Origin of the sequence: Enterobacter cloacae complex sp. AR_0002, assembly GCF_001922365.1 — a bacterium.
GTDB classification, from domain to species: Bacteria; Pseudomonadota; Gammaproteobacteria; order Enterobacterales; family Enterobacteriaceae; genus Enterobacter; species Enterobacter hormaechei_C.
Map to the genome: position 1 here is coordinate 458,680 of NZ_CP018814.1, position 21,767 is coordinate 480,446.

Consider the following 21,767-nt stretch of genomic DNA (forward strand, 5'->3'; position numbering starts at 1 on the left):
CTTTGTTCACAGACAGGCTCGGTTGAACAGAATAATAAGGGACAGCGCCGTGATTGTGAAATTATTCCCCGAGCGTGATATCGGGTTGCCACGTCCTGAACTGCTCCAGCGGCATCGGGCGGCCAATCCAGTAGCCCTGAAGATAGTTTACGCCATGCTCGCGCAGCCACGCCGCCTGCTCGGGCGTTTCAACACCCTCGGCGACGGTTATCATATTCAGACGTTCTGCCAGCGTCAGCACCGCGTCAAGCACTGGCGAGGTGACGGTTTCAGTCCCGATGGCATTCACGAAGCCACGGTCAATTTTCAGGTAATCCATCGTGAAGCGTTCCAGATAGATCAGCGCGCTGTGGCCAGTGCCAAAATCATCGATAGCGATTTCAAAACCTTCATTGTGCAGCCATTCGAACAGCTGATTTGCCTCGCGGTGGTTAATCATGTCGCGCTCGGTTATTTCCAGCACAATCTGGAAGTGATCGGGCGGAAGGGCGGCGAGAAACGCGCGCATATCACCTTTAAAGCTTTCCGCATGCAGATGCCCGGGCGCGATGTTGATCCCAAACTTGGCCCCAGGCGGGAGCACCGTTTGCAGAACAGGGGCATCGCGGATAATCAGGTCAAAAAGATGCAGCGTCAGCGGGACAATCAGCTTCTGCGCTTCAGCGAAGTTAATAAAGGCATCCGGTGGAATTTCGCCCATCACCGGATGCTTCCAGCGCATCAGGACTTCCAGCCCGGTCATTCTGAGCGACTGCGCATCCACGACGGGTTGATAGACCACGTAAAACTGGTCGTGCTTGATGGCCGTGAGGATCTCTTTTCCCGGATTGAGACGGATAGTAAGAATATAGAAATTCAACAGGCCCGCCGCGATACCGCAGACCAGGCCGAAAAACACCGCGTAGAGCAGTTCATCGGTTGTCCAGGCTTGCGCATAAACGTTAACGGTCAATGGAATATTTTTCAGCGTGGCGCTACGGGCAGGGACGTCAGGCAAATCCCGCGCCTGGATCAGCATTCCGGACTGTGTAGATAACGCGGAATCGCCAATGACGATCGATATCCCGGCAAATTCATCCTGACGTGACGTATAGAGAAGATAAGGCGACAGGTTGAGGTTGACGGACGTAAACACGCCGCCGTCTTTCACCAGCGGATTGCGATACCAGATGGCGATCGCGGGCTTATCCGGCAGCATTGGCGTGCCCGGCAGGAGCGCGATATCAACAGGTTTGCTGATATGTAGCTGAGGGATAAGCTTTTCCATCGGGGTATTCATCGGGCCTGTTGCCGAGGAGCAGAAGGCCTGTTTATCCCTGACCAGCAAAAAGGCGCGCACGTTGATGCTAAAGGCCGCCCGGGAGGTCAGGGCGGCACTCACTTCCTCGCAGCTGTTCAGCGTGAGTGGCTGGAGCGTATCAATCGACATTTTGAGCTCATCGAAATAGCTCTCCATGTAAACGCTTAAATCGGTAATGAGAGTATCGAATCTGACGTCTCGCTTGTGATAACTCCAGTAAAACTGTAATGCTCCCAGAAGCAGGGCAGTGAATAACCCTGTAAGGAAACTGATAAACAGTATCTTGCGGTTGCTGGAGAAGTAGCGGGTTAACATAGATGTCGTGATTCCTGAAATGCCGCTGGATAGTTATCAGTGTAACGGGCAAAAAAAAACACTGCCGGAGCAGTGCTTTTTTTATCGTATCGCCAGCCAAGGGATAACCAACGATACGACAACAATATTAACTACGGCTCAGAACGCGGCGAGCTTCGTTGTAGCGTTTCTTCCAGTAAGGTTCGTTCATGCTGGAAATCGTCACACCGCTGCTGGTGGAAGCATGGACAAACTGATCGTTACCGATATAGATGCCAACGTGTCGACCGGTTGAACCTGCTCTGAACAGGACTAAATCGCCCGTGCGTAGTTTAGTACGCGAAATGGACTTGCCCATTTCCTGCTGTTCATAGGTAGAACGCGGAAGGTCTAACCCAAACTGCTCACGGAACGTACGCTGTACGAAAGCGGAACAATCGATGCCTTTCTTGGTGCTGCCGCCCAGACGGTAACGCACGCCTTTCCAGTCAGCATACTGATCCATAATACGCGACTTAACGTCGAGATTACGTACCATATTTTCAAATTCATCCTGAGAGGCTTGCAGTGAAGAGGAATCTTCCATTCCCACAACACGCGTCTCAGGATGCATATTCTTCGCGGTATTCGTCGTACTACATGCCGAAAGCAGAACCGCCACTGCAATCGCCGGGATCCCCCGCAAGATATATCTCAAGATTGGTTGAGATTTGACCATTTTGTTTGTTTTCCCTTGAAGTCCTTAACGAAAATATCGTTATAAAAATGCCAACCGTGACGAGACTAATTATCTGTTCACAATGAGACAATTCTTTATGGTGAAAACTGTGGCTCAACGCACAAAATTATTCACCATGATAATAATTATCTCAGTGGGGCAAAACGAGTTCGAGGTTAACCGATTGCACGGGGTATTGCGAGCAAAAAAGTCCGATTTTTTATAAGAAAATGTGATACACAAAGTTACAGCGCGGAATTGCTCAAAATGCCGCCATTCATACCGATAATCCCTGCAATTGCTTCATTTTTATCACGAATTGTATGACAGGATGATGACAGCGTTGAATGACGCCGGAAAGAAGAGACTCAGGGACCGAAAACGATCCCCGATGAATGGTGTTAATTTGCGTTATTTATTTGTTTCTGACTTGTTTAAATTTACCGGGAAGATAGCGATCAAAAATACCTATTACGCGATCGCTCAGTGGGGTCATCAGCACCCACGGTAAACCAATTAACACCGCCGTGAGGGAGCCTACGGCGATATCTGTCAGCCAGTGAGCACCAATCATCACTCGCGGGAATGCAAATACCACCACAATAACCAGGGCGATGGCGAAGGCTTTTTTACCAAAATAGCGCAGCATGAAGCCTGCAAAAATTAGCAGCATCATACCGTGGTCGCCCGGGAAACTGTCCTTCGAGGCATCTTTGGTTGGAATATGAAGCAGCTCGCTGACGCGGTTAATATTCGGGAAAAAGAGCGACGGACTGGCGCGTTTAACCGGCATCAGATGCTGCGCCAGCTGGTTGATAATCACGGCCGTCAGCAGCATCACCAGGCCGATAATCAGAATACGGCGACGACCCGTTTTGTCTTCCTTCAGCCAGAAGGAGAGCATCAGACAGCCCATTGCCAGCAGCGAACAGCCGTCAAACGCGCGGTTGTTGGTGATCGCCACCAGCCACAGGAAGGCTTCACTCTTCGCCAGCGCCTGGTTAAAGAAGTGGAACAGCCCGGAATCCAGCGGGAACCAGAAACCGTGATCCGCCGGGATATACCAGGAGAAAAAGAGCGCCAGACCGGCAGCGTTGAGCAATAAAATAGCAGGAAGTCGAGTCGTCATAGTCTTCAGCAATGTGTGAAATCAGGGGCAACGTTAGCCGCCCAAACTTAAACGAAGCTTCAACAGGCTTGACTGGAGAGCATTCCAGTCGGTATTAACCGCACTAATTAACTCTATCCGGCTGTCGGGTGGCGCGACATTCTGGGTTTCAATAAAGAAATCCTCGCCCTGACGGTTAATGCGCACCAGACCATCCGGAGTGCGCATGATCCCTTTTACCCGCTCAACCGGCGCCAGTCTCGCCCATTCCAGTATACCAATGGTGTCGAAAACCGTATCGGCATCGAAGATCCACCCGCAGGCCTGGTGCCCCTGACCGCTGTTCAAATTTCGACGCCAGCGCTGATGTTCCGGCAGGCTCAGTGCAGCCAGGCCTTGCTTCGCGCCGTGGCTATGCGAATGCTCTGCGCTGGCAGGCAGTTGCGTCTGGTTGAGGCGGGGAAGATCGAGCAGGGCGCCATCAATGTTGCCCTGGGTGGTCTGCACGTATTGACGTCCACCGCCAGCCTGCTGCCACCAGGACTCGAACGCGGCCTGACTCTCAGCCGTCGCGCGATCGGATTTATTCGCCACGATAATATCTGCCGAGGCGAGCTGGTCGCGGAAATTGTCGTTGTTGATCGTTTTTTCATCCAGCAGCTGGCGGGGGTCGAGCAGGCAAAGCGTCGCACGCAGCTCAAGCCACGGCTCGTAGACCGGGGCGGTCAGTAAATCAAGGATTTGCTTAGGATGACCCAGCCCGGTAGGCTCAATCAGCAACCGGTCCGGCTTGCCCTGACGCAGCAGCGTATTCAGCCCGACCTGCATCGGCAGACCATTCACGCAGCACATACACCCGCCCGGGATCTCTTTCACCATCGCGCCGCTGTCGGCGAGCAACGCGCCGTCGATGCCGACTTCGCCAAATTCGTTGACCAGCACGGCCCACTTTTCCGCCGGATCTTTATTGGCCAGCAAATGCAGAATGGACGTAGTTTTACCGCTGCCGAGAAAACCGGTGATCAGGTTGGTTTTGGTCACGTGCGCTCCGATAAATAATTGTGATGTAGTAACAACTACCTATCATCCTGACGAAAAAATCGGGCATTGAGAAGAGGGAGGGCGAACGGAGCGTAATGCCGTTCGCCATAAACGCAATAATCGTTAAATTTTTAACGTTTCGATAACGGCCTGACGCGCGCCGAGGCGGGTGATGCGCCGGTACGCCCCGGCTATCGCGTCGACAAAGACAGGGTTTTGCGGCAGGTCGTCGCCAAAAATTTCTTTCAGCGTCAGCAGGGCGTTAACGCGCTCCGCGTCGCTGCTGGCTTCAGCAATCGCATTAAACTTTTCGCTCAGCGGATCGCGCACGTCAATGGCGTTGCCCTGTTCGTCCGTCCCGCTGACGTAGCGCATCCAGCCTGCGACGCCCAGCGCCAGTAATGGCCAGGCGGTGTTACGCTCAAGATGCATGCGGATCCCATCCAGCATGCGCTGAGGCAGCTTCTGGCTGCCGTCCATGGCGATTTGCCAGGTGCGGTGCTGTAGGGCCGGGTTGGCGAAGCGGTCAAGCAGGCTGTCAGCATAGGCTGTCAGATCAACGTTGGTGATGCGCAGCGTAGGGGCCTGCTCATTCAGCATCAGCCTGCGGGCAGCCTCGCGGAAGCTGTCGTCCTGCATACATTCATTTATGTGTGCGTAGCCGGCAAGGTAGCCCAGATACGCCAGGAAGGAGTGGCTGCCGTTCAGCATCCGCAGCTTCATCTGCTCCCAGGGCAGGACATCCTCAACCATCTGTACGCCTGCCACCTCCCACTCCGGACGTCCGGCGACAAAGTTATCTTCCACTACCCACTGAATGAACGGTTCACAGCTGATGGCGCAGGGATCTTCAACGCCAAGTTCCTGGGTGATTTCCGCGAGTGAGGCGTCGGTGGCGGCGGGCACGATCCGGTCGACCATGGTGCCAGGGAAGCTCACGTGCGCCTCGATCCATGCGGCCAGCTCTGCGGAACGCTTTCCGGCCATGCCGAGAACGGCATTTTTCACCACGTGGCCGTTGTCGGGAATATTGTCGCAGGAGAGCACGGTAAACGCCGGCAGGCCACGCTCGCGGCGGCGATGAAGCGCTTCGACCAGAATACCCGGTGCGGAATGTGGTTCAGACGGATGCTCGAGATCGTGCAGGATACGGCTGTTCTGCATATCCAGTTTTCCCATCGCCGGATCGATGCAGTAGCCTTTTTCGGTAATGGTGAGGGAGACAATTGCCACCTGCGGTTCGCAGAATTTCTCAATAATGGCTGCCAGCGAGTCGAGTTTGGCGTTAAGGCACTCTTTTACCGCACCGATAATAATGGGCTGATTGCCTTCGGCACCTTTCTCCAGCACGGTAAACAGATGATCCTGCGCCCGGAGCTGGCCCATAAGGACATCGCCGCTAAAGAGGCTAATCTCACAAATTCCCCAGTCGCCTCCTCTGGCATTCAGTACCCGGTTTGTTAACAACGCCTGATGCGCCCGGTGGAACGCGCCAAAACCGAAATGGACGATGCGGGAGCGTAACTGCTCGCGATCGTAGCGGGGCTGCTGGACATGAGCAGGAAGCGCGGTGGAGGCAATAGTCTTCATGTAGTACACACCTGATTAACCATTAATTAACAATGCCAGTGTAAAGTTATATGACAACAAATTAAATTGGTAAGCCGTAAATATCCCTGTTATGTGAGTTTGATCAATCAATGTCACGCGCTGTATTGACCACTTCGATTAAACATGTATGGTAGTCGTCATTGAGGTAACACATATTGGTATAACAACTTGAGAGGGTGGGGCAATGGAACAAACCTGGCGTTGGTACGGGCCGAACGATCCGGTTTCTCTTGATGATGTGCGTCAGGCTGGCGCAACGGGTGTGGTCACGGCGCTGCATCATATTCCGAACGGTCAGGTGTGGCCGGTGGAGGAAATCCAAAAGCGTCAGGCTCAGCTGGCAGAGAAGGGGTTAACCTGGTCTGTTGTGGAAAGTATTCCGGTTCACGAAGATATCAAAACCCACTCCGGTGAGTGTGATACCTGGATTGCGAATTATCAGCAGAGCATTCGTAACCTGGCAGCCTGCGGTATTGATACCGTCTGCTACAACTTTATGCCGATTCTGGACTGGACGCGTACCGACCTGGAATATGTAATGGCCGATGGTTCGAAGGCGCTGCGTTTCGATCAAATCGCTTTTGCGGCTTTCGAGCTGCACATTCTGAAGCGTCCGGGGGCGGAAGCAGACTACACCGCCGAAGAGCAGCAGCAGGCGCTGGCGTGGTTCAATGCCGCCAGTGAAGCGGACATTGAGAAGCTGGTTCGCAATATCATCGCGGGCCTGCCGGGGGCGGAAGAGGGCTATACCCTCGATCAGTTCCGCGCGCGCCTGGCGGAATATGGCGATATCGATAAAAACCAGCTGCGTGAAAACATGGCGCACTTCCTGCGCGCTATAGTGCCGGTGGCAGAAGAAGTCGGCGTGCGGCTGGCGGTTCATCCGGACGATCCACCGCGTCCTATCCTCGGCCTGCCGCGTATTGTGTCTACGATTGAAGATATGCAGTGGCTAAAAGAGACGGTGGATAGCATCTACAACGGCTTTACCATGTGTACGGGCTCGTATGGGGTGCGGGCGGATAACGATCTGGTGCGGATGATCGAAACCTTCGGCGATCGCATTCATTTCACCCACCTGCGTGCAACCTGCCGTGAAGAGAATCCAAAAACCTTCCACGAAGCAGCCCATCTTGGCGGCGACGTGAACATGGTTGCGGTGGTGGATGCCATTCTCTCTGAAGAGGTTCGTCGTAAGCAGGCAGGAGATGTTCGTCCTATCCCGTTCCGTCCGGATCACGGGCACCAGATGCTGGACGATCTGCGCAAGAAAACGAATCCAGGGTATTCGGCGATTGGCCGTCTGAAAGGGATGGCGGAAGTGCGCGGTATCGAGCTGGCGCTGAAAATGACGAAGTATCCTGAACTTCTTTAAGTCTCATTGCCCGGTGGCGCTACGCTTACCGGGCCTACGAAAAACCGGCTCTGAGGCCGGTTTTTGTGTTTTTGTAGGCCGGGTAAGGCGTAGCCGCCACCCGGCAAATGCCACAATCAGTCAGCACGACCCATATAGCGTTTTTCTTCGATATGGATACGGATTTTCTCGCCCGCCGACAGGTACTCTGGCACCTGTACGACCAGACCGGTAGTCAGGGTAGCCGGTTTGTTACGCGCACTTGCAGACGCGCCTTTGATGCCCGGTGCCGTTTCAACAATTTCCAGATCAACAGTCTGCGGCAGCTCCAGCGCCAGCAGCACGCCATCCCAGGTCAGCACCTGCATGTCCGGCATCCCACCTTCAGGAATAAACAGCAGCTCTTCTTCGATCTGATCTTTGGTGAAGATATACGGGGTGTAATCTTCTTTATCCATGAACACGTATTCGTTGCCGTCAATGTAGGAAAAATCAACGTAGCGACGGGTCAGGGTTACGGTATCGACGATATCGTCGCCTTTAAAACGTTCTTCCACTTTCAGGCCGGTGCGGACATCGGAGAAACGCATTTTGTACAGCGTTGCTGCGCCACGGGCGCTGGGTGCCTGAATGTCGATATCTTTCACAATCAGCAGTTTGCCGTTGTAATTCAGTACCATACCTTTCTTAATTTCGTTCGCTCTTGGCATTGCAGTAATCCTGTTTACGGGAGGTAAAAAATATCGCGCCAAATTACTCGCGCGCGGCCTTTCAGGCAAGCGGAATTCGTGGGTTTTGCTATCAATACATAAAAGGTGTTACTGTGCGCGCAATGCCCGACTGCGCGGGCATCTGCCACCAACAGAGAGCATGTATGGATTGTCGTTCCGACTGTGGCGCGTGCTGTACCGCACCGTCCATCTCAAGCCCCATTCCAGGCATGCCGGAGGGCAAGCCTGCCAATACCCGCTGCGTTCAGCTCTCTGACACTAACCTGTGCATGATCTTTGGCTCGCCCCTGCGCCCGAAGGTGTGCTCCGGGCTCCAGCCAACCGCCGAAATGTGCGGCAGTACGCGGCAGCAGGCCATCACTTATCTGCTTGAGCTGGAAGCGCTCACCGCGCCTTAAACGTCTTTGATCCGCGTCAGGCAGCTCAGCGTCATGACGCACATCACCAGCGCAATCCAGAACACCGTATGATAGTTCCAGATTTCAGCCACAACGCCCGCCAGTGAGCCTGCAATAATCCAGCCCACGCGGGTGGTATTCGTATAAAGGGTGGTGGCAGAGCCTGCCTGACCCGGCATCAGGTCCTGAAAGTAGAGCATGCCGATACCGGCCAGAATACCGATGTAAATGGCGTTCAGCAGCTGTAAAGCCAGAAGCAGGGCTGGCGTATGAACCGTCAGCATACCGACATAAAACAGCAGCCCGGCTACGGCGGCGACGCGCATCAAAAAGCGCTTGCCGAAGCGCTTCGCGTAATAACCCGCAATCAGCATGGTGGGGATCTCAAGCCCCGCGGCGGTTCCCATCATGATCCCGGCCAGCTTCTCCGGCAGATGCAGCTCATCAATAATAAACAGCGGCATATTAATGATATAGAGGCTGTTCGTTCCCCACATCAGCGTACAGATAATGAATAACAGCAGTGCGTCGCGGCGGTTGCGTCGCGGAGCTTCCAGCGTACCAGTCGCCACTTTCGGCTCTTTACGCATGGAGGGCAGGAAGAACCAGACCATCGCGCCGCATACCACGAAGGCCACGGCTGCGCTGAGGTACATCACCGTAAAGCCAAAACCCATCGCCAGCGCGTAGGCAAGCGGGGGGCCAATCACCCACGCCAGCGACACCTGCGCGCGCAGTATCGAGCTGAACATCACCGCTTCCCGCCCGGTGTGGTCGGCATGCTCGCGGGCAAGGGCGAACATCTGCGGGTTGGCGGTCGAGCCGAAGCTGCTCAGGAAGACGCCCACGAACAGCAGAATGAAGTAGTTACGGTTCCAGGCAAACAGCAGGCAGGCAAATACCCCGAGCAGGCAGCAAAAAACGATCAGGCTTTTGCGATCGCCTTTGCGGTCTGAACGACCGGCAAGAAACTGGCTGACAAAAATGCCAATGATGGCGCTCCCGGTGAAGAAGAAGCCAACCATCGCCGGGCGGGCGTGGACTTCGTTGGTCAGAAAGAGGCTCAGCGTAGGCGTTTGTAACGCACCGGCAATACCGGTGAGGAAAGCAACGATCAAAAACGCCGTTGACGTCAAATCAAAAGGCTTTGGTGAGGCGGCAGCGGGGGTGTTATGCATGTTCAGTCTTTGCGAGTAACAGAGAGAGGCGGAGTTTACGCCGCCTGTCATTAAATAAACAGAGGGCAAAATCAAGATTGCCACAATAAATCAAAATAGCATTTCAGTTTATCGCCGTTCCGCTGAAGCGTGCTGAACCTGTTTGCTGAACATCAGCAAAATCCCCTGAACTGAAGAAGAAATGTGCTGCACTTCTAAATTCTGCAACAAGAAATGTAACTTTTCTTGCAACCTTTTGTAGAAAAGACAAGACTTCTTGAAACGTTTCAGCGCTATCTTGCATGTCCTGAAGAAGCAGGCTAGCGCCTATTTTCTCAGTTAAGCTGAAACGATTCAATTACAGCAGGAGAGGAGAATCATGTTCCAGTTATCTGTTCAGGATATTCACCCGGGCGAACAGGCCGGGAACAAAGAAGAGGCTATTCGCCAGGTCGCCGCTGCGCTCGTGCAGGCTGGCAACGTGGCTGACGGCTACGTCAACGGCATGCTGGCGCGTGAACAGCAGACCTCCACCTTCCTCGGTAACGGTATTGCAATTCCGCACGGCACCACGGACACCCGCGATCAGGTGCTGAAAACCGGTGTGCAGGTCTTTCAGTTCCCGCAGGGCGTGCTGTGGGGCGAGGGTCAGGTGGCTTATGTGGCGATCGGCATCGCGGCCAGCGGTGACGAACACCTGGGCCTGCTGCGTCAGCTGACGCACGTACTGAGTGATGATGCCGTCGCGGAACAGCTTAAATCCGCCACCACTGCTGAAGAACTGCGTGCCCTGCTGATGGGCGAAAAACAGAGCGAAGCGCTGAAGCTGGATAATGAAACCCTGACGCTGGACGTCGTTGCGTCCGATCTGGTAACGCTCCAGGCGCTGAATGCGGCTCGCCTGAAAGAGGTCGGTGCGGCAGATTCCGCTTTTGTGACGCGCGCAATCAATGATAAGCCATTAAACCTGGGTCAGGGCATCTGGCTGAACGACAGTGCTGAAGGTAACCTGCGTAGCGCTATCGCGGTCAGCCGTGCTGCGGTTGCCTTTGAGACAGACGGCGAACGCGCCGCGATGCTGGTAACGGTTGCCATGACTGACGATCAGCCGGTTTCCGTGCTGAAGCGTCTGGGCGATCTGCTGCTGAACAATAAAGCTGAAAAACTGCTGAACGCAGACGCGGCGACGGTGCTGGCTCTGCTGACCAGCGACGATGCGCTGACGGATGACCTGCTGAGCGCAGAGTACGTGGTGCGTAACGAACATGGCCTGCATGCCCGTCCGGGCACCATGCTGGTGAATACCATTAAACAATTTGAAAGTGAGATCACCGTGACCAATCTGGACGGTTCGGGTAAACCAGCCAACGGGCGCAGCCTGATGAAAGTTGTCGCGCTGGGCGTGAAGAAAGGCCATCGTCTGCGCTTTACCGCGCAGGGTGCGGATGCTGAACAGGCGCTGAAAGCGATTGGCGACGCCATCGCGGCCGGTCTGGGGGAGGGCGCATAATGAGCAGACGTGTTGCGACCATTACGCTGAACCCGGCTTACGATCTGGTGGGCTTCTGCCCGGAAATTGAGCGTGGCGAAGTTAACCTGGTGCGGACGACCGGCCTGCATGCCGCAGGAAAAGGGATTAACGTGGCGAAGGTGCTGAAAGATCTCGGCATCGACGTCACCGTTGGCGGTTTCCTCGGTAAAGACAACCAGGACGGTTTTCAGCAGCTGTTCAGCGAGTTGGGCATCGCCAACCGTTTTCAGGTTGTGCAGGGCCGTACCCGCATTAACGTTAAGCTGACCGAGAAAGACGGTGAAGTGACCGATCTGAACTTCTCCGGCTTCGAAGTGACCCCGGCTGACTGGGAGCGCTTTGTTGCCGATTCCCTGAGCTGGCTGGGCCAGTTTGACATGGTGTGCGTCAGCGGCAGTCTGCCCTCCGGCGTCAGCCCGGAAGCGTTCACCGACTGGATGACGCGCCTGCGCAGCCAGTGCCCGTGCATTATTTTCGACAGCAGCCGCGACGCGCTGGTCGCCGGTCTGAAAGCCTCTCCGTGGCTGGTTAAGCCTAATCGCCGCGAACTGGAGATCTGGGCGGGCCGTAAGCTGCCAGAATTAAAGGATGTGATTGACGCTGCCCATGCGCTGCGCGAGCAGGGTATCGCTCACGTGGTGATTTCGCTGGGTGCAGAAGGTGCCCTGTGGGTTAACGCCTCCGGGGAATGGATTGCCAAACCGCCTTCAATGGAGGTGGTCAGCACCGTGGGTGCCGGGGATTCGATGGTTGGCGGTCTGATCTACGGTCTGCTGATGCGCGAATCCAGTGAACATACCTTACGTCTTGCTACCGCCGTTGCGGCCCTGGCCGTGAGCCAGAGCAATGTCGGTATTACCGATCGTACCCAGTTAGCCGCGATGATGGCGCGCGTTGACTTAAAACCTTTTAACTAACAGCAGGAGAGGAATAATGAAAACGCTGCTGATCATTGACTCCGGTCTCGGAAAGGCTCGTGCCTATATGGCGAAGACCCTGCTGGGCGCGGCGGCACAAAAAGCGCACCTGGATATCATTGATAACCCGGGTGATGCTGAAATGGCGATTGTTCTGGGCGACAAAATCCCCGCTGACAGCGCCCTGAACGGCAAAAAAGTGTGGCTGGGTGATATTAATCGCGCGGTGGCACATCCTGAACTGTTTCTGAGCGAAGCAAAAGGTCATGCGACGGTTTACAGCGCACCTGTTGAGGCGGCGCCGGTTGCCGCCGTTGGGCCGAAACGCATTGTTGCGGTAACGGCCTGCCCGACAGGTGTGGCGCACACCTTTATGGCGGCTGAAGCCATTGAAACCGAAGCGAAAAAACGTGGCTGGTGGGTGAAGGTTGAAACTCGCGGCTCTGTTGGCGCGGGCAATGCCATCACGCCTGAAGAGGTGGCGGAAGCCGATCTGGTGATTGTGGCGGCGGATATCGAAGTGGATCTGGCGAAGTTTGCCGGCAAGCCGATGTACCGTACCTCTACCGGCCTGGCGCTGAAGAAGACCGCGCAGGAGTTTGATAAGGCGCTGGCAGAAGCCAAACCGTATCAGGCAACCGGTGCGGCTAAAACTGCGACTGAAGGGAAAAAAGAGTCTGCGGGTGCGTATCGTCACCTGCTGACCGGCGTGTCCTACATGCTGCCGATGGTGGTGGCGGGCGGCCTGTGTATTGCGCTCTCCTTCGCCTTTGGTATCGAGGCGTTTAAAGAGCCGGGCACGCTGGCGGCCGCGTTGATGCAGATTGGCGGCGGCTCCGCGTTTGCGCTGATGGTGCCAGTGCTGGCGGGCTTTATCGCCTTCTCCATTGCTGACCGTCCGGGTCTGACGCCGGGTCTTATCGGCGGTATGCTGGCCGTGAGCACCGGTTCTGGCTTTATCGGCGGCATCATTGCCGGTTTCCTCGCCGGTTATGTGGCGAAGCTGATCAGCTCGAAGCTGAAGCTGCCGCAGAGTATGGAAGCGCTGAAACCTATCCTGATCATCCCGCTGATTTCCAGCCTGGTGGTCGGTCTGGCGATGATTTACCTGATTGGTAAGCCGGTCGCGGGCATTCTGGAAGGTCTGACCCACTGGCTGCAAACCATGGGGACGGCGAATGCGGTGCTGCTGGGCGCAATCCTCGGCGGTATGATGTGTACCGACATGGGTGGTCCGGTGAACAAAGCGGCATATGCGTTTGGCGTTGGCCTGCTGAGTACCCAGACCTACGCGCCGATGGCGGCGATCATGGCGGCAGGTATGGTGCCACCGCTGGCGCTTGGCCTGGCGACGATCATTGCCCGTCGTAAGTTCGATAAAGCGCAGCAGGAAGGCGGTAAAGCTGCGCTGGTGCTGGGCCTGTGCTTCATCACCGAAGGCGCAATTCCGTTTGCGGCGCGCGATCCAATGCGTGTTCTGCCGTGCTGTATCGTGGGTGGTGCGGTGACGGGGGCTATCTCCATGGCCGTAGGTGCGAAACTGATGGCGCCGCACGGCGGTCTGTTCGTCCTGCTGATCCCTGGCGCCATCACGCCGGTGCTGGGTTATCTGCTGGCGATTGTTGCCGGTACGCTGGTGGCAGGCCTGTCTTACGCGGTGCTGAAGCGTCCGGAAGCGGAAGTGGTCGCAAAAGCAGCCTAAAAGAGGTGTCGGGTGGTGGCTTCGCCTTACCCGACCTGCAAAAAGAGCCGGGGCGCGTTACGCACCCGGCTTTTTTTATGCCGCCTGTTCAGCGGTCTGCTGCGCCTTCAGCCAGGCTATCTCTTCCGCCCAGATATCCGGATTGATGGTTTCCAGCACCATCGGAATACCGTCGAAGCGAGCGTCCTGCATGATAAAGCGGAACGCATCGTGGCCGATGTTGCCTTCGCCCAGGCTGTGATGGCGGTCAACGCGGCTACCAAAGGCGCTTTTCGCATCGTTTAAGTGCATACCGCGAAGATATTTAAAACCAACAATACGCTCGAACTCCTCGAAGGTATTTTTTGTGGCCTCGGTTGTGCGCAGGTCATAACCGGCCGCAAACGCGTGGCAGGTATCAATGCACACGCCCACGCGGGATTTGTCTTCCACGCCGTCGATGATCGCCGCCAGATGCTCAAACTTAAAGCCGAGGTTGCTGCCCTGACCGGCGGTATTCTCAATCACCGCCGTCACGCCCTGGGTTTTATCCAGCGTCATGTTAATTGACTCGGCGATGCGCGCCAGACAGGCGTCTTCGTCGATTTGCATCAGATGGCTGCCGGGATGGAAATTCAGCAGCGTTAGCCCCAGTTGCTCACAGCGCTGAACCTCATCCAGGAACGCTTCGCGGGATTTTTCCAGCGCCTCGGCAACCGGGTGACCGAGGTTAATGAGGTAGCTGTCATGGGGAAGGATCTGGCCAGGCCCGTAGCCGTATTTCTCGCAGGCGGCTTTGAAGTCATCAATCACTTCCGCGGTGAGGGGAGCTGCGCGCCACTGGCGCTGGTTTTTGGTGAACAGGGCGAAAGCGGTCGCCTCGATTTCGGCGGCGCGAATGGCGGCATTCGCAAGGCCACCGGCAGCGCTGACGTGCGCTCCAACATATTTCATAAAAAGACTCCTGTTAACCCGAAATGCCTATGATAACGGGTTAACAGGAGAAGGACGAGATGGTTTATGCCAACAGGCTGTGTACCGCAAGGTTAATCGCACCGCCGCCAACTATCAGCCAGATGAACAGCACCAGCGCCATCAGCAGCGGTTTCGCCCCGGCTTTTTTCAGCGCGCTGACGTGCGTGGTGATGCCCAGCGCCGCCATTGCCATCGCCAGCAGGACCGTATCCAGCGTGACCAGCATATCCACCATCGCTTTTGGCAGCAGGTGGAAAGAGTTGAAGACAGCGACCACGATGAACAGGATCGCAAACCACGGAATGGTGATTTTGCTTTTCTCGCTGCCGCCTGCCGGAGCAAGCTGTTTAACCCGCGCCGCGAGGAAAATCAGGAACGGGGCCAGCATCATCACGCGCAGCATTTTGGCGATGACCGCCGCGTTTTCCGCTTCCGGGTTAATGGCGTGACCTGCCGCCACCACCTGCGCCACTTCGTGCATGGTTGAGCCGATATAAATGCCGTAGGTTTCCGGACTAAACCAGTGCGCCACCAGCGGATACATGGCCGGATACAGGAAGATCGCCAGCGTACCGAAGATAACTACCGTCGCGACGGCAACCGTGACTTTACTGGCTTCGGCTTTAACGACGGGTTCTGTTGCCAGTACCGCCGCCGCGCCGCAGATGCTGCTACCCGCACCGATCAGCCAGCTGGTCTGTTTGTCCAGCCCAAAGATCTTCTGGCCGATAAAGCACGCCAGTAAAAAGGTGCTCGAAAGGGTCAGGACGTCAATGGCAATCCCGCTGACCCCCACATCCGCAATCTGCGAAAAGGTGAGACGGAAGCCATAAAGGATGATCCCGAGACGTAATAAATGCTGCTTGGCGAAAATCACGCCGCCGTCGCAGGATTTCCAGATGTGCGGGTAAACGGTGTTCCCGACCACCATGCCGAGCAGAATGGCCAGCGTCAGGGCGCTGAACCCTGCACCGGCAACCGCCGGTATACTGCCGCCCCATAAGGCCACGCCGGTAACCACGGCGCTGAGCGCGAGACCCGGCACGAAGTGCCACACTGTACGATGATGTTGTAAGGTGATTTCTGACATAACCTTCTCCTTTGTCTGGCTAAAGGTTACGGCGCTCTGGCTTAAAAATAAAATTGATTATATATTTATAATCAATCTTTATAAGTGGTAAGCAACCATGCACATTACATTGCGTCAGCTGGAAGTTTTTGCCGAGGTGCTGAAAAGCGGCTCGACAACCCAGGCGTCACAAATGCTGGCGCTCTCGCAGTCCGCCGTTAGCGCGGCCTTGACCGATCTTGAAGGGCAACTGGGCGTCCAGCTTTTCGACAGGGTAGGGAAGCGGCTGGTGGTGAACGAACATGGCCGCCTGCTGTATCCGCGTGCCCTGGCTTTACTGGAGCAGGCGACGGAGATCGAACAGCTGTTCCGCGAGGACAACGGCGCTATTCGCGTCTACGCCAGCAGCACGATCGGTAACTACATCCTGCCGGAAGTGATTGCCCGCTACCGCCGGGATTTTCCGACCCTGCCGCTGGAGATGAGCGTCGGCAACAGCCAGGACGTGATCAACGCGGTGATTGATTTCCGCGTGGACATCGGGCTTATCGAAGGGCCGTGCCACAACGTGGATATCATTGCGGAGCCCTGGCTGGAGGATGAGCTGGTGGTGTTTGCCTCTCCGGCCTCTTCTTTACTCCAGGGCGAGGTCACGCTGGAGCGGCTGGCGCAAGCGCAGTGGATCCTGCGAGAGCAGGGCTCCGGCACGCGTGAGATTGTCGATTATCTGCTGCTGTCCCATCTACCGCAGTTCCAGTTAGGGATGGAATTAGGTAACTCCGAGGCCATTAAGCATGCCGTACGCCATGGTCTGGGCATTAGCTGTCTTTCCCGACGGGTGATTGCCGAACAGCTGGAAACCGGCTCACTGGTTGAGATCCCCGTTCCGCTGCCGAAGCTGGTGCGCACGCTGTGGTGCATCCATCATCGTCAGAAACACCTTTCCAGCTCGCTCCAGCGTTTTCTGCGCTACTGCGAGATGTAAAAGCGCCCCTCACCCTGGCCCTCTCCCCAAAGGGGAGAGGGAAAAATTATGCTTTACTTATAATCCTGGCCGAGTCATGAAGCTCTCTTATAACTGAGTATTTCTGCCGGAAGCAACGCAGATCGTCTGCTACAATCGCGCCTCATTTATTGAATGGACAGCATTTTCACATGGTTTCAGAAACTAAAACCACACAAGCGCCCGCGCTACGTCGCGCACTTAAGGCGCGTCACCTGACGATGATCGCCATTGGCGGCTCCATCGGTACGGGTCTTTTCGTTGCCTCTGGCGCAACAATTTCGGCAGCCGGCCCGGGTGGGGCATTATTCTCTTATATCCTGATTGGCCTGATGGTCTACTTCCTGATGACCAGCCTGGGCGAACTGGCGGCATACATGCCGGTGTCTGGTTCGTTTTCGACCTACGGACAAAAATACGTTGAGGAAGGCTTCGGCTTCGCGCTGGGCTGGAACTACTGGTACAACTGGGCGGTGACCATCGCCGTTGACCTCGTCGCGGCACAGCTGGTAATGACCTGGTGGTTCCCGGACACGCCCGGCTGGATCTGGAGCGCCCTGTTCCTGGCGGTCATCTTCCTGCTGAACTACATCTCCGTGCGCGGTTTCGGCGAAGCGGAATACTGGTTCTCTTTGATTAAAGTGGCAACCGTCATCATCTTTATCGTCGTCGGTGTGGCGATGATCGTTGGTATTTTCAAAGGGGCTGAACCGGCGGGCTGGAGTAACTGGACAATAGGCGATGCGCCGTTTGCCGGGGGCTTCTCGGCGATGATTGGCGTGGCGATGATTGTCGGCTTCTCCTTCCAGGGTACCGAGTTGATTGGCATTGCGGCCGGTGAATCCGAAAACCCGGAGAAGAATATTCCGCGCGCGGTGCGTCAGGTGTTCTGGCGTATCCTGCTGTTCTATGTCTTCGCGATCCTGATTATCAGCCTGATCATTCCGTATACCGACCCAAGCCTGCTGCGTAACGACGTAAAAGATATCAGCGTCAGCCCGTTCACGCTGGTCTTCCAGCACGCGGGTCTGCTCTCAGCCGCGGCGGTGATGAACGCGGTGATCCTGACGGCGGTACTGTCTGCGGGTAACTCCGGGATGTACGCCTCCACCCGCATGCTCTACACCCTGGCCTGCGACGGTAAAGCGCCGCGTATTTTCTCGAAACTGTCTCGCGGTGGCGTGCCACGCAACGCGCTGTATGCGACCACGGTGATTGCGGGTCTCTGTTTCCTGACCTCCATGTTCGGCAACCAGACGGTCTACCTGTGGCTGCTGAACACCTCTGGTATGACGGGCTTCATTGCCTGGCTGGGCATTGCCATCAGCCACTACCGTTTCCGTCGCGGGTACGTCAAGCAGGGGCATGATCTGAATAACCTGCCGTACCGGTCAGGATTCTTCCCGCTGGGGCCGATCTTCGCCTTCGTTCTGTGCCTGATTATTACCCTGGGTCAGAACTATGAGGCCTTCCTTGCGGACACCATTGACTGGGGCGCCGTCACGGCCACCTATATTGGCATTCCGCTGTTCCTGATCATCTGGTTTGGCTACAAACTGACGAAAGGAACACGCTTCGTTCGCTACAGTGAAATGGATTTCCCGGAACGATTTAAATAATAACCGCACTTCCTCTCTTTTAGCCCGCTCAGTTGAGCGGGCTTTTTTATGGCAGATCAGAAGCTGTAGGTCATGCCAACGGTATAGCGGCGGCCATCCAGCACGGTGTCATACGTATCGTAATCAATCTGCTTATCGAGCACGTTATACACACCGGCAGTAACCAGCAGGTTTTTGTTGGCGTTGTAGCGCATACCGACATCAACCTGAGTGTAGGACGGCGTACCCTGGGACATTGACGTGCGGCTCAGGTACTCAGACGTTTTACCGCGCAGGTTCAGACGGCTCCAGAACCCGACGTCTGGCGTCGCCTGCCAGTCCAGGGTGGTGTTGAACATGTGTTTCGGCATTTTGTTCAGCGGCTTGCCGGAGAACTGGCCGCTCTTCTGCTCGGACTCTGTATAGGTGTAGTTTGCAGTCCAGTTCACATCACGCGTGATCTTCCACCCGAAGGAGGACTCCACACCGCGCATGTTGGCTTTGTCCACGTTGACGCGATCGCTGACGAAATCATAGCTGTGACCGCCAATCGTACAGGCGGGATCGGCGCTGCTGTTACAGCGGCGAACTTCCGTAATTTTGTCCTTGAAGTCGGTATTAAACAGCGTTACGCCGGCATTCAGGTTATCGTTGTTATCCCAGAGCAGGGCGAGCTCTTCGCTCAGGCTCTTCTCTGGTTTCAGATCCGGGTTGCCGACGATGATACCGTCAAGACGGCCGCCACCTGTCACCTGGCCCCAGCTGGCAGACGACTGACGCAGATCCGGCGCACGATAGCCAGCAGAAACCCCGCCTTTCAACGTCCACTGATCGGCCAGGTGCCATACGCCGTAACCGCGCGGCGTCCAGTTAGTACCGTAGTTTTGGTCTTTGTCCATACGCAGGCCGCCGGTCAACGTAAAGCTTTCCGTCATTGACCATTCATCTTCGGCAAACAGGGCCCAGCTCCAGCGCGTCAGTTTGTTCAGGCCGTCAGCAGCTTCCAGCTGATTACCGTTGTCGCGCAGTTTCTCATAGCGATACTGCCCGCCGAGGGTCAACGTATGATCGCCGAGGAAAATCTGGTTCTGGTTGTTGAAGGTGGTGTTATAGGAGCGCATTTCGCGACCTGGATTATTGGTCTCTTCCTGCTGGATATAGCTGGTGGTATTGAAGTCTTCGTAATAACCACTGTGGGTTAACGAGTAGGTCGTGTGCTCATAGCGCGAGTCGCTTTTGGTATTTGGCGTACAGGTTGTTCCCCGGCAGGTTTCAGCCGCTTTCGACATCCCCGGGGTGCTGTTTCTGTCCTGAAGTTCGCGAGCAAAGTCGAGGTCGAAATCGTTCTTCTCGTCCGGCGTGAAGTTCAGCGTAATGCCACCGTTACGCATTTTCTGCTCGTTATAGCCGTTCACGATTTTATCTTCTGCGCGGCGTGACAACAGCCCCGTCACCTTTGCGCCCAGAAGTCCTTCGATCAGGGGACCAGAGGCGTAGGCGTTGGTCTGGAAGATATCGCCGGAATCATGATTTTCCTGGAAGGTTGCATCGCCATGCAACGAACCGGTCCAGGCTTTGGTGTTCGAGACTTTTTTGGTAATGACGTTAATGACGCCACCCATCGCATCGGAGCCGTAAAGCGAGGACATCGGGCCGCGGATGACCTCGATGCGCTCAATGGACTCAAGCGGCGGCAGCCAGCCTTGTTCAATACCCGAGTTGTCGCTGTTGGGGCGGGTGCTTCGCGTACTGACGCGTTTGCCGTTCACCAGGAACAGGGTGTACTGAGAGGCCATGCCGCGAATACTGATATCACTGCTGCTTCCGCCGCCAGTGACGACAACACCCGGGACATCTCTCAGGGCATCGGTAACATCACGGTAGGCTTTATCTTCAATCTGCTGTTTCGAAATCACAGAGATGGAGGCGGGGGCATTCTGGATCTTTTGTTCAAAACCCGTTGCAGTGACGACAACGGTGTCCTGATCGGCTGCGTGAACGAAGGGGGAACATGTGGCAGCGCCAATGGCGACGGCCAGGAGCTTAATGCGTGGTATTGTCATTTGTACATTCCGTATAAAAATGAAAAAAACTCCATCGGGATAACCCTGAGAACTGTATGTTTTTGTCTTGTAAGAACTCTTTGAGATGGAGAAGAGTCTGGAATTGTACAAAAGAATGTAGAATTGTAAACACAAATGATAATTGAAATCATTTGTGTTTGAGTGATGACGACGGAAAACAGGCTGGATTCAAGCGGATAGAAGTATGTAAAGAGGGGGAGGGGAAAGACCCGGCAGGCAGGAGGCGCTACCGGGCAAAAGGCGGAACTTACCTGAACAGATGTTCCGCATGGAAGCGGAGATGATCCTCAATAAAGGACGCCATGAAGTAATAGCTGTGGTCGTATCCCGGTTGAATGCGCAGCGTTAGCGGCCAGTCCTTCTGGCGCGCGGCTTCCGCCAGCACCGCAGGCTGTAACTGCCCGGCGAGGAACTGATCGGCATCACCCTGATCCACCAGCATCGGGATAGCGTCTTCTGACTGGCTCGCCAGCATCAGCGCGCAGCTATCCCATTCCTGCCATTTCTCTACATCTTCACCCAGATAGTGCCTAAAGGCTTTTTGCCCCCACGGCACCTGCGTTGGGTTCACAATCGGCGCAAATGCGGACACGCTGGTGTATTTCCCCGGATTTTTTAGCGCCATTATCAGCGCCCCGTGGCCACCCATCGAATGTCCGCTTATCGCGCAGCGCTCGCTGACCGCGAACTGAGAGTGCACCAGGGCAGGCAGTTCATCGCGAATGTAGTCATACATGCGGTAATGGCTCGCCCACGGTTGTTCCGTGGCGTTGAGATAGAAGCCAGCGCCTTTACCCAAGTCGTATCCGGCATCGTCGGCCACGTCCTCGCCACGCGGGCTGGTATCTGGCATCACCAGCGCAATGCCCAGTTCGGCGGCAATACGCTGGGCGCCCGCTTTGGTGGTGAAGTTTTCGTCGTTGCAGGTCAGGCCTGAAAGCCAGTACAGCACCGGTGGATTGTCCGCAGGGGGCAGGAAAATGCTGAACGTCATAGCACAATTCAGCGTGGTGGAGTCGTGCCGCCAGCGCTGCTGTCGACCTTCAAAACAACGATGCTCTTCGAGCAGTTCCATGCAGGGCTCCTTATACGAAAGACTATTCATAAAACGCATAATACAGAGTTTTCATTGACCTGTGAGCAACTTTCACTTTCGCAGGACGGCGAGATGTTGCATCATAAATTTACTTTTCTTTA

The 21,767-nt window shown here is 55.5% G+C and carries 19 protein-coding genes; 7 read left to right on the forward strand and 12 right to left on the reverse strand.

Annotated elements, in window-relative coordinates; translation table 11 throughout:
• Positions 1 to 61: 61 nt before the first annotated feature.
• The 5 genes from AM329_RS02350 to AM329_RS02370 all read right to left on the reverse strand — a co-directional run bounded on the left by AM329_RS02350 (position 62) and on the right by AM329_RS02370 (position 6,051).
• Entirely contained in the window at positions 62 to 1,615 is a 1,554-nt protein-coding gene (locus AM329_RS02350; protein ID WP_032609708.1) for a cyclic di-GMP phosphodiesterase, read from the reverse strand.
• A gap of 127 nt (positions 1,616 to 1,742) precedes the next feature.
• Positions 1,743 to 2,312, reverse strand: coding sequence for a bifunctional murein DD-endopeptidase/murein LD-carboxypeptidase (gene mepS, locus AM329_RS02355; RefSeq protein WP_003859364.1), 570 nt, complete (start codon positions 2,310 to 2,312; stop codon positions 1,743 to 1,745).
• Between the two features lie 415 nt (positions 2,313 to 2,727).
• Positions 2,728 to 3,441: a phosphatase PAP2 family protein gene (locus tag AM329_RS02360; protein WP_003859363.1), complete on the reverse strand. Its 714-nt coding sequence runs from the start codon at positions 3,439 to 3,441 to the stop codon at positions 2,728 to 2,730.
• 33 nt (positions 3,442 to 3,474) lie between these two features.
• The gene (locus tag AM329_RS02365; RefSeq protein WP_003859361.1) at positions 3,475 to 4,461 is read right to left on the reverse strand and encodes a GTP-binding protein; all 987 of its coding nucleotides are present in this window, start codon (positions 4,459 to 4,461) and stop codon (positions 3,475 to 3,477) included.
• A gap of 123 nt (positions 4,462 to 4,584) precedes the next feature.
• The gene (locus AM329_RS02370; protein WP_032609707.1) at positions 4,585 to 6,051 is read right to left on the reverse strand and encodes a mannitol dehydrogenase family protein; all 1,467 of its coding nucleotides are present in this window, start codon (positions 6,049 to 6,051) and stop codon (positions 4,585 to 4,587) included.
• A 205-nt stretch (positions 6,052 to 6,256) separates the two neighbouring features.
• Between AM329_RS02370 and uxuA the strand changes: the two genes are divergently transcribed.
• Positions 6,257 to 7,447, forward strand: coding sequence for a mannonate dehydratase (gene uxuA, locus AM329_RS02375; protein WP_032609705.1), 1,191 nt, complete (start codon positions 6,257 to 6,259; stop codon positions 7,445 to 7,447).
• Positions 7,448 to 7,563: 116 nt separating this feature from the next.
• Here the strand turns inward: uxuA and yeiP are convergent, their stop codons facing one another.
• A complete protein-coding gene (gene yeiP, locus AM329_RS02380) occupies positions 7,564 to 8,136 on the reverse strand; it encodes an elongation factor P-like protein YeiP (RefSeq protein WP_003859355.1) in 573 nt (190 codons plus the stop codon).
• 164 nt (positions 8,137 to 8,300) lie between these two features.
• On the opposite strand from yeiP, the gene AM329_RS02385 reads away from it, so the two are divergent.
• Positions 8,301 to 8,555 carry a YkgJ family cysteine cluster protein gene (locus AM329_RS02385; protein WP_003859353.1) on the forward strand — a complete coding sequence of 85 codons (255 nt, stop codon included), beginning with the start codon at positions 8,301 to 8,303 and terminating at the stop codon, positions 8,553 to 8,555.
• On the opposite strand, the gene setB is transcribed toward AM329_RS02385, so the two are convergent.
• Together setB and AM329_RS25835 are read right to left on the reverse strand one after the other, a co-directional pair.
• Positions 8,552 to 9,733 (reverse strand): sugar efflux transporter SetB, encoded by a 1,182-nt coding sequence (gene setB, locus AM329_RS02390; protein ID WP_032609703.1) that lies wholly within the window; start codon positions 9,731 to 9,733, stop codon positions 8,552 to 8,554. The genes AM329_RS02385 and setB overlap by 4 nt on opposite strands.
• Before the next feature lie 103 nt (positions 9,734 to 9,836).
• On the reverse strand, positions 9,837 to 10,016 hold the full coding sequence (locus AM329_RS25835) for a hypothetical protein (protein WP_136780035.1): 180 nt from the start codon (positions 10,014 to 10,016) through the stop codon (positions 9,837 to 9,839).
• 75 nt (positions 10,017 to 10,091) lie between these two features.
• Between AM329_RS25835 and fruB the strand changes: the two genes are divergently transcribed.
• From fruB to fruA, 3 genes are read left to right on the forward strand one after another with little or no spacing between them, the layout of a single operon-like run.
• Positions 10,092 to 11,222: a fused PTS fructose transporter subunit IIA/HPr protein gene (gene fruB, locus AM329_RS02395; RefSeq protein ID WP_023314548.1), complete on the forward strand. Its 1,131-nt coding sequence runs from the start codon at positions 10,092 to 10,094 to the stop codon at positions 11,220 to 11,222.
• Positions 11,222 to 12,160, forward strand: coding sequence for a 1-phosphofructokinase (gene fruK, locus AM329_RS02400; protein ID WP_006811313.1), 939 nt, complete (start codon positions 11,222 to 11,224; stop codon positions 12,158 to 12,160). The genes fruB and fruK overlap by 1 nt, the downstream gene beginning before the upstream one ends.
• A 16-nt stretch (positions 12,161 to 12,176) precedes the next feature.
• Positions 12,177 to 13,862 (forward strand): PTS fructose transporter subunit IIBC, encoded by a 1,686-nt coding sequence (gene fruA, locus AM329_RS02405; protein ID WP_032609700.1) that lies wholly within the window; start codon positions 12,177 to 12,179, stop codon positions 13,860 to 13,862.
• Positions 13,863 to 13,937: 75 nt separating this feature from the next.
• Here the strand turns inward: fruA and nfo are convergent, their stop codons facing one another.
• Together nfo and AM329_RS02415 are read right to left on the reverse strand one after the other, a co-directional pair.
• Entirely contained in the window at positions 13,938 to 14,795 is an 858-nt protein-coding gene (gene nfo, locus AM329_RS02410) for a deoxyribonuclease IV (protein ID WP_003859342.1), read from the reverse strand.
• Positions 14,796 to 14,859: 64 nt separating this feature from the next.
• Positions 14,860 to 15,906, reverse strand: a complete 1,047-nt coding sequence (locus tag AM329_RS02415) for a YeiH family protein (protein ID WP_003859339.1) — start codon at positions 15,904 to 15,906, stop codon at positions 14,860 to 14,862.
• Between the two features lie 97 nt (positions 15,907 to 16,003).
• Here AM329_RS02415 and yieE point away from each other — a divergent pair, with 97 nt between their 5' ends.
• Positions 16,004 to 16,870, forward strand: a complete 867-nt coding sequence (gene yieE / locus AM329_RS02420; protein ID WP_003859337.1) for a DNA-binding transcriptional regulator YeiE — start codon at positions 16,004 to 16,006, stop codon at positions 16,868 to 16,870.
• A gap of 170 nt (positions 16,871 to 17,040) precedes the next feature.
• Positions 17,041 to 18,507 carry an amino acid permease gene (locus AM329_RS02430; RefSeq protein WP_003859336.1) on the forward strand — a complete coding sequence of 489 codons (1,467 nt, stop codon included), beginning with the start codon at positions 17,041 to 17,043 and terminating at the stop codon, positions 18,505 to 18,507.
• A 56-nt stretch (positions 18,508 to 18,563) separates the two neighbouring features.
• Here the strand turns inward: AM329_RS02430 and AM329_RS02435 are convergent, their stop codons facing one another.
• Together AM329_RS02435 and fghA are read right to left on the reverse strand one after the other, a co-directional pair.
• Entirely contained in the window at positions 18,564 to 20,549 is a 1,986-nt protein-coding gene (locus tag AM329_RS02435; protein ID WP_032609698.1) for a ligand-gated channel protein, read from the reverse strand.
• Between the two features lie 268 nt (positions 20,550 to 20,817).
• Positions 20,818 to 21,645: an S-formylglutathione hydrolase gene (gene fghA / locus AM329_RS02440; protein WP_003859332.1), complete on the reverse strand. Its 828-nt coding sequence runs from the start codon at positions 21,643 to 21,645 to the stop codon at positions 20,818 to 20,820.
• Positions 21,646 to 21,767 lie beyond the last annotated feature (122 nt).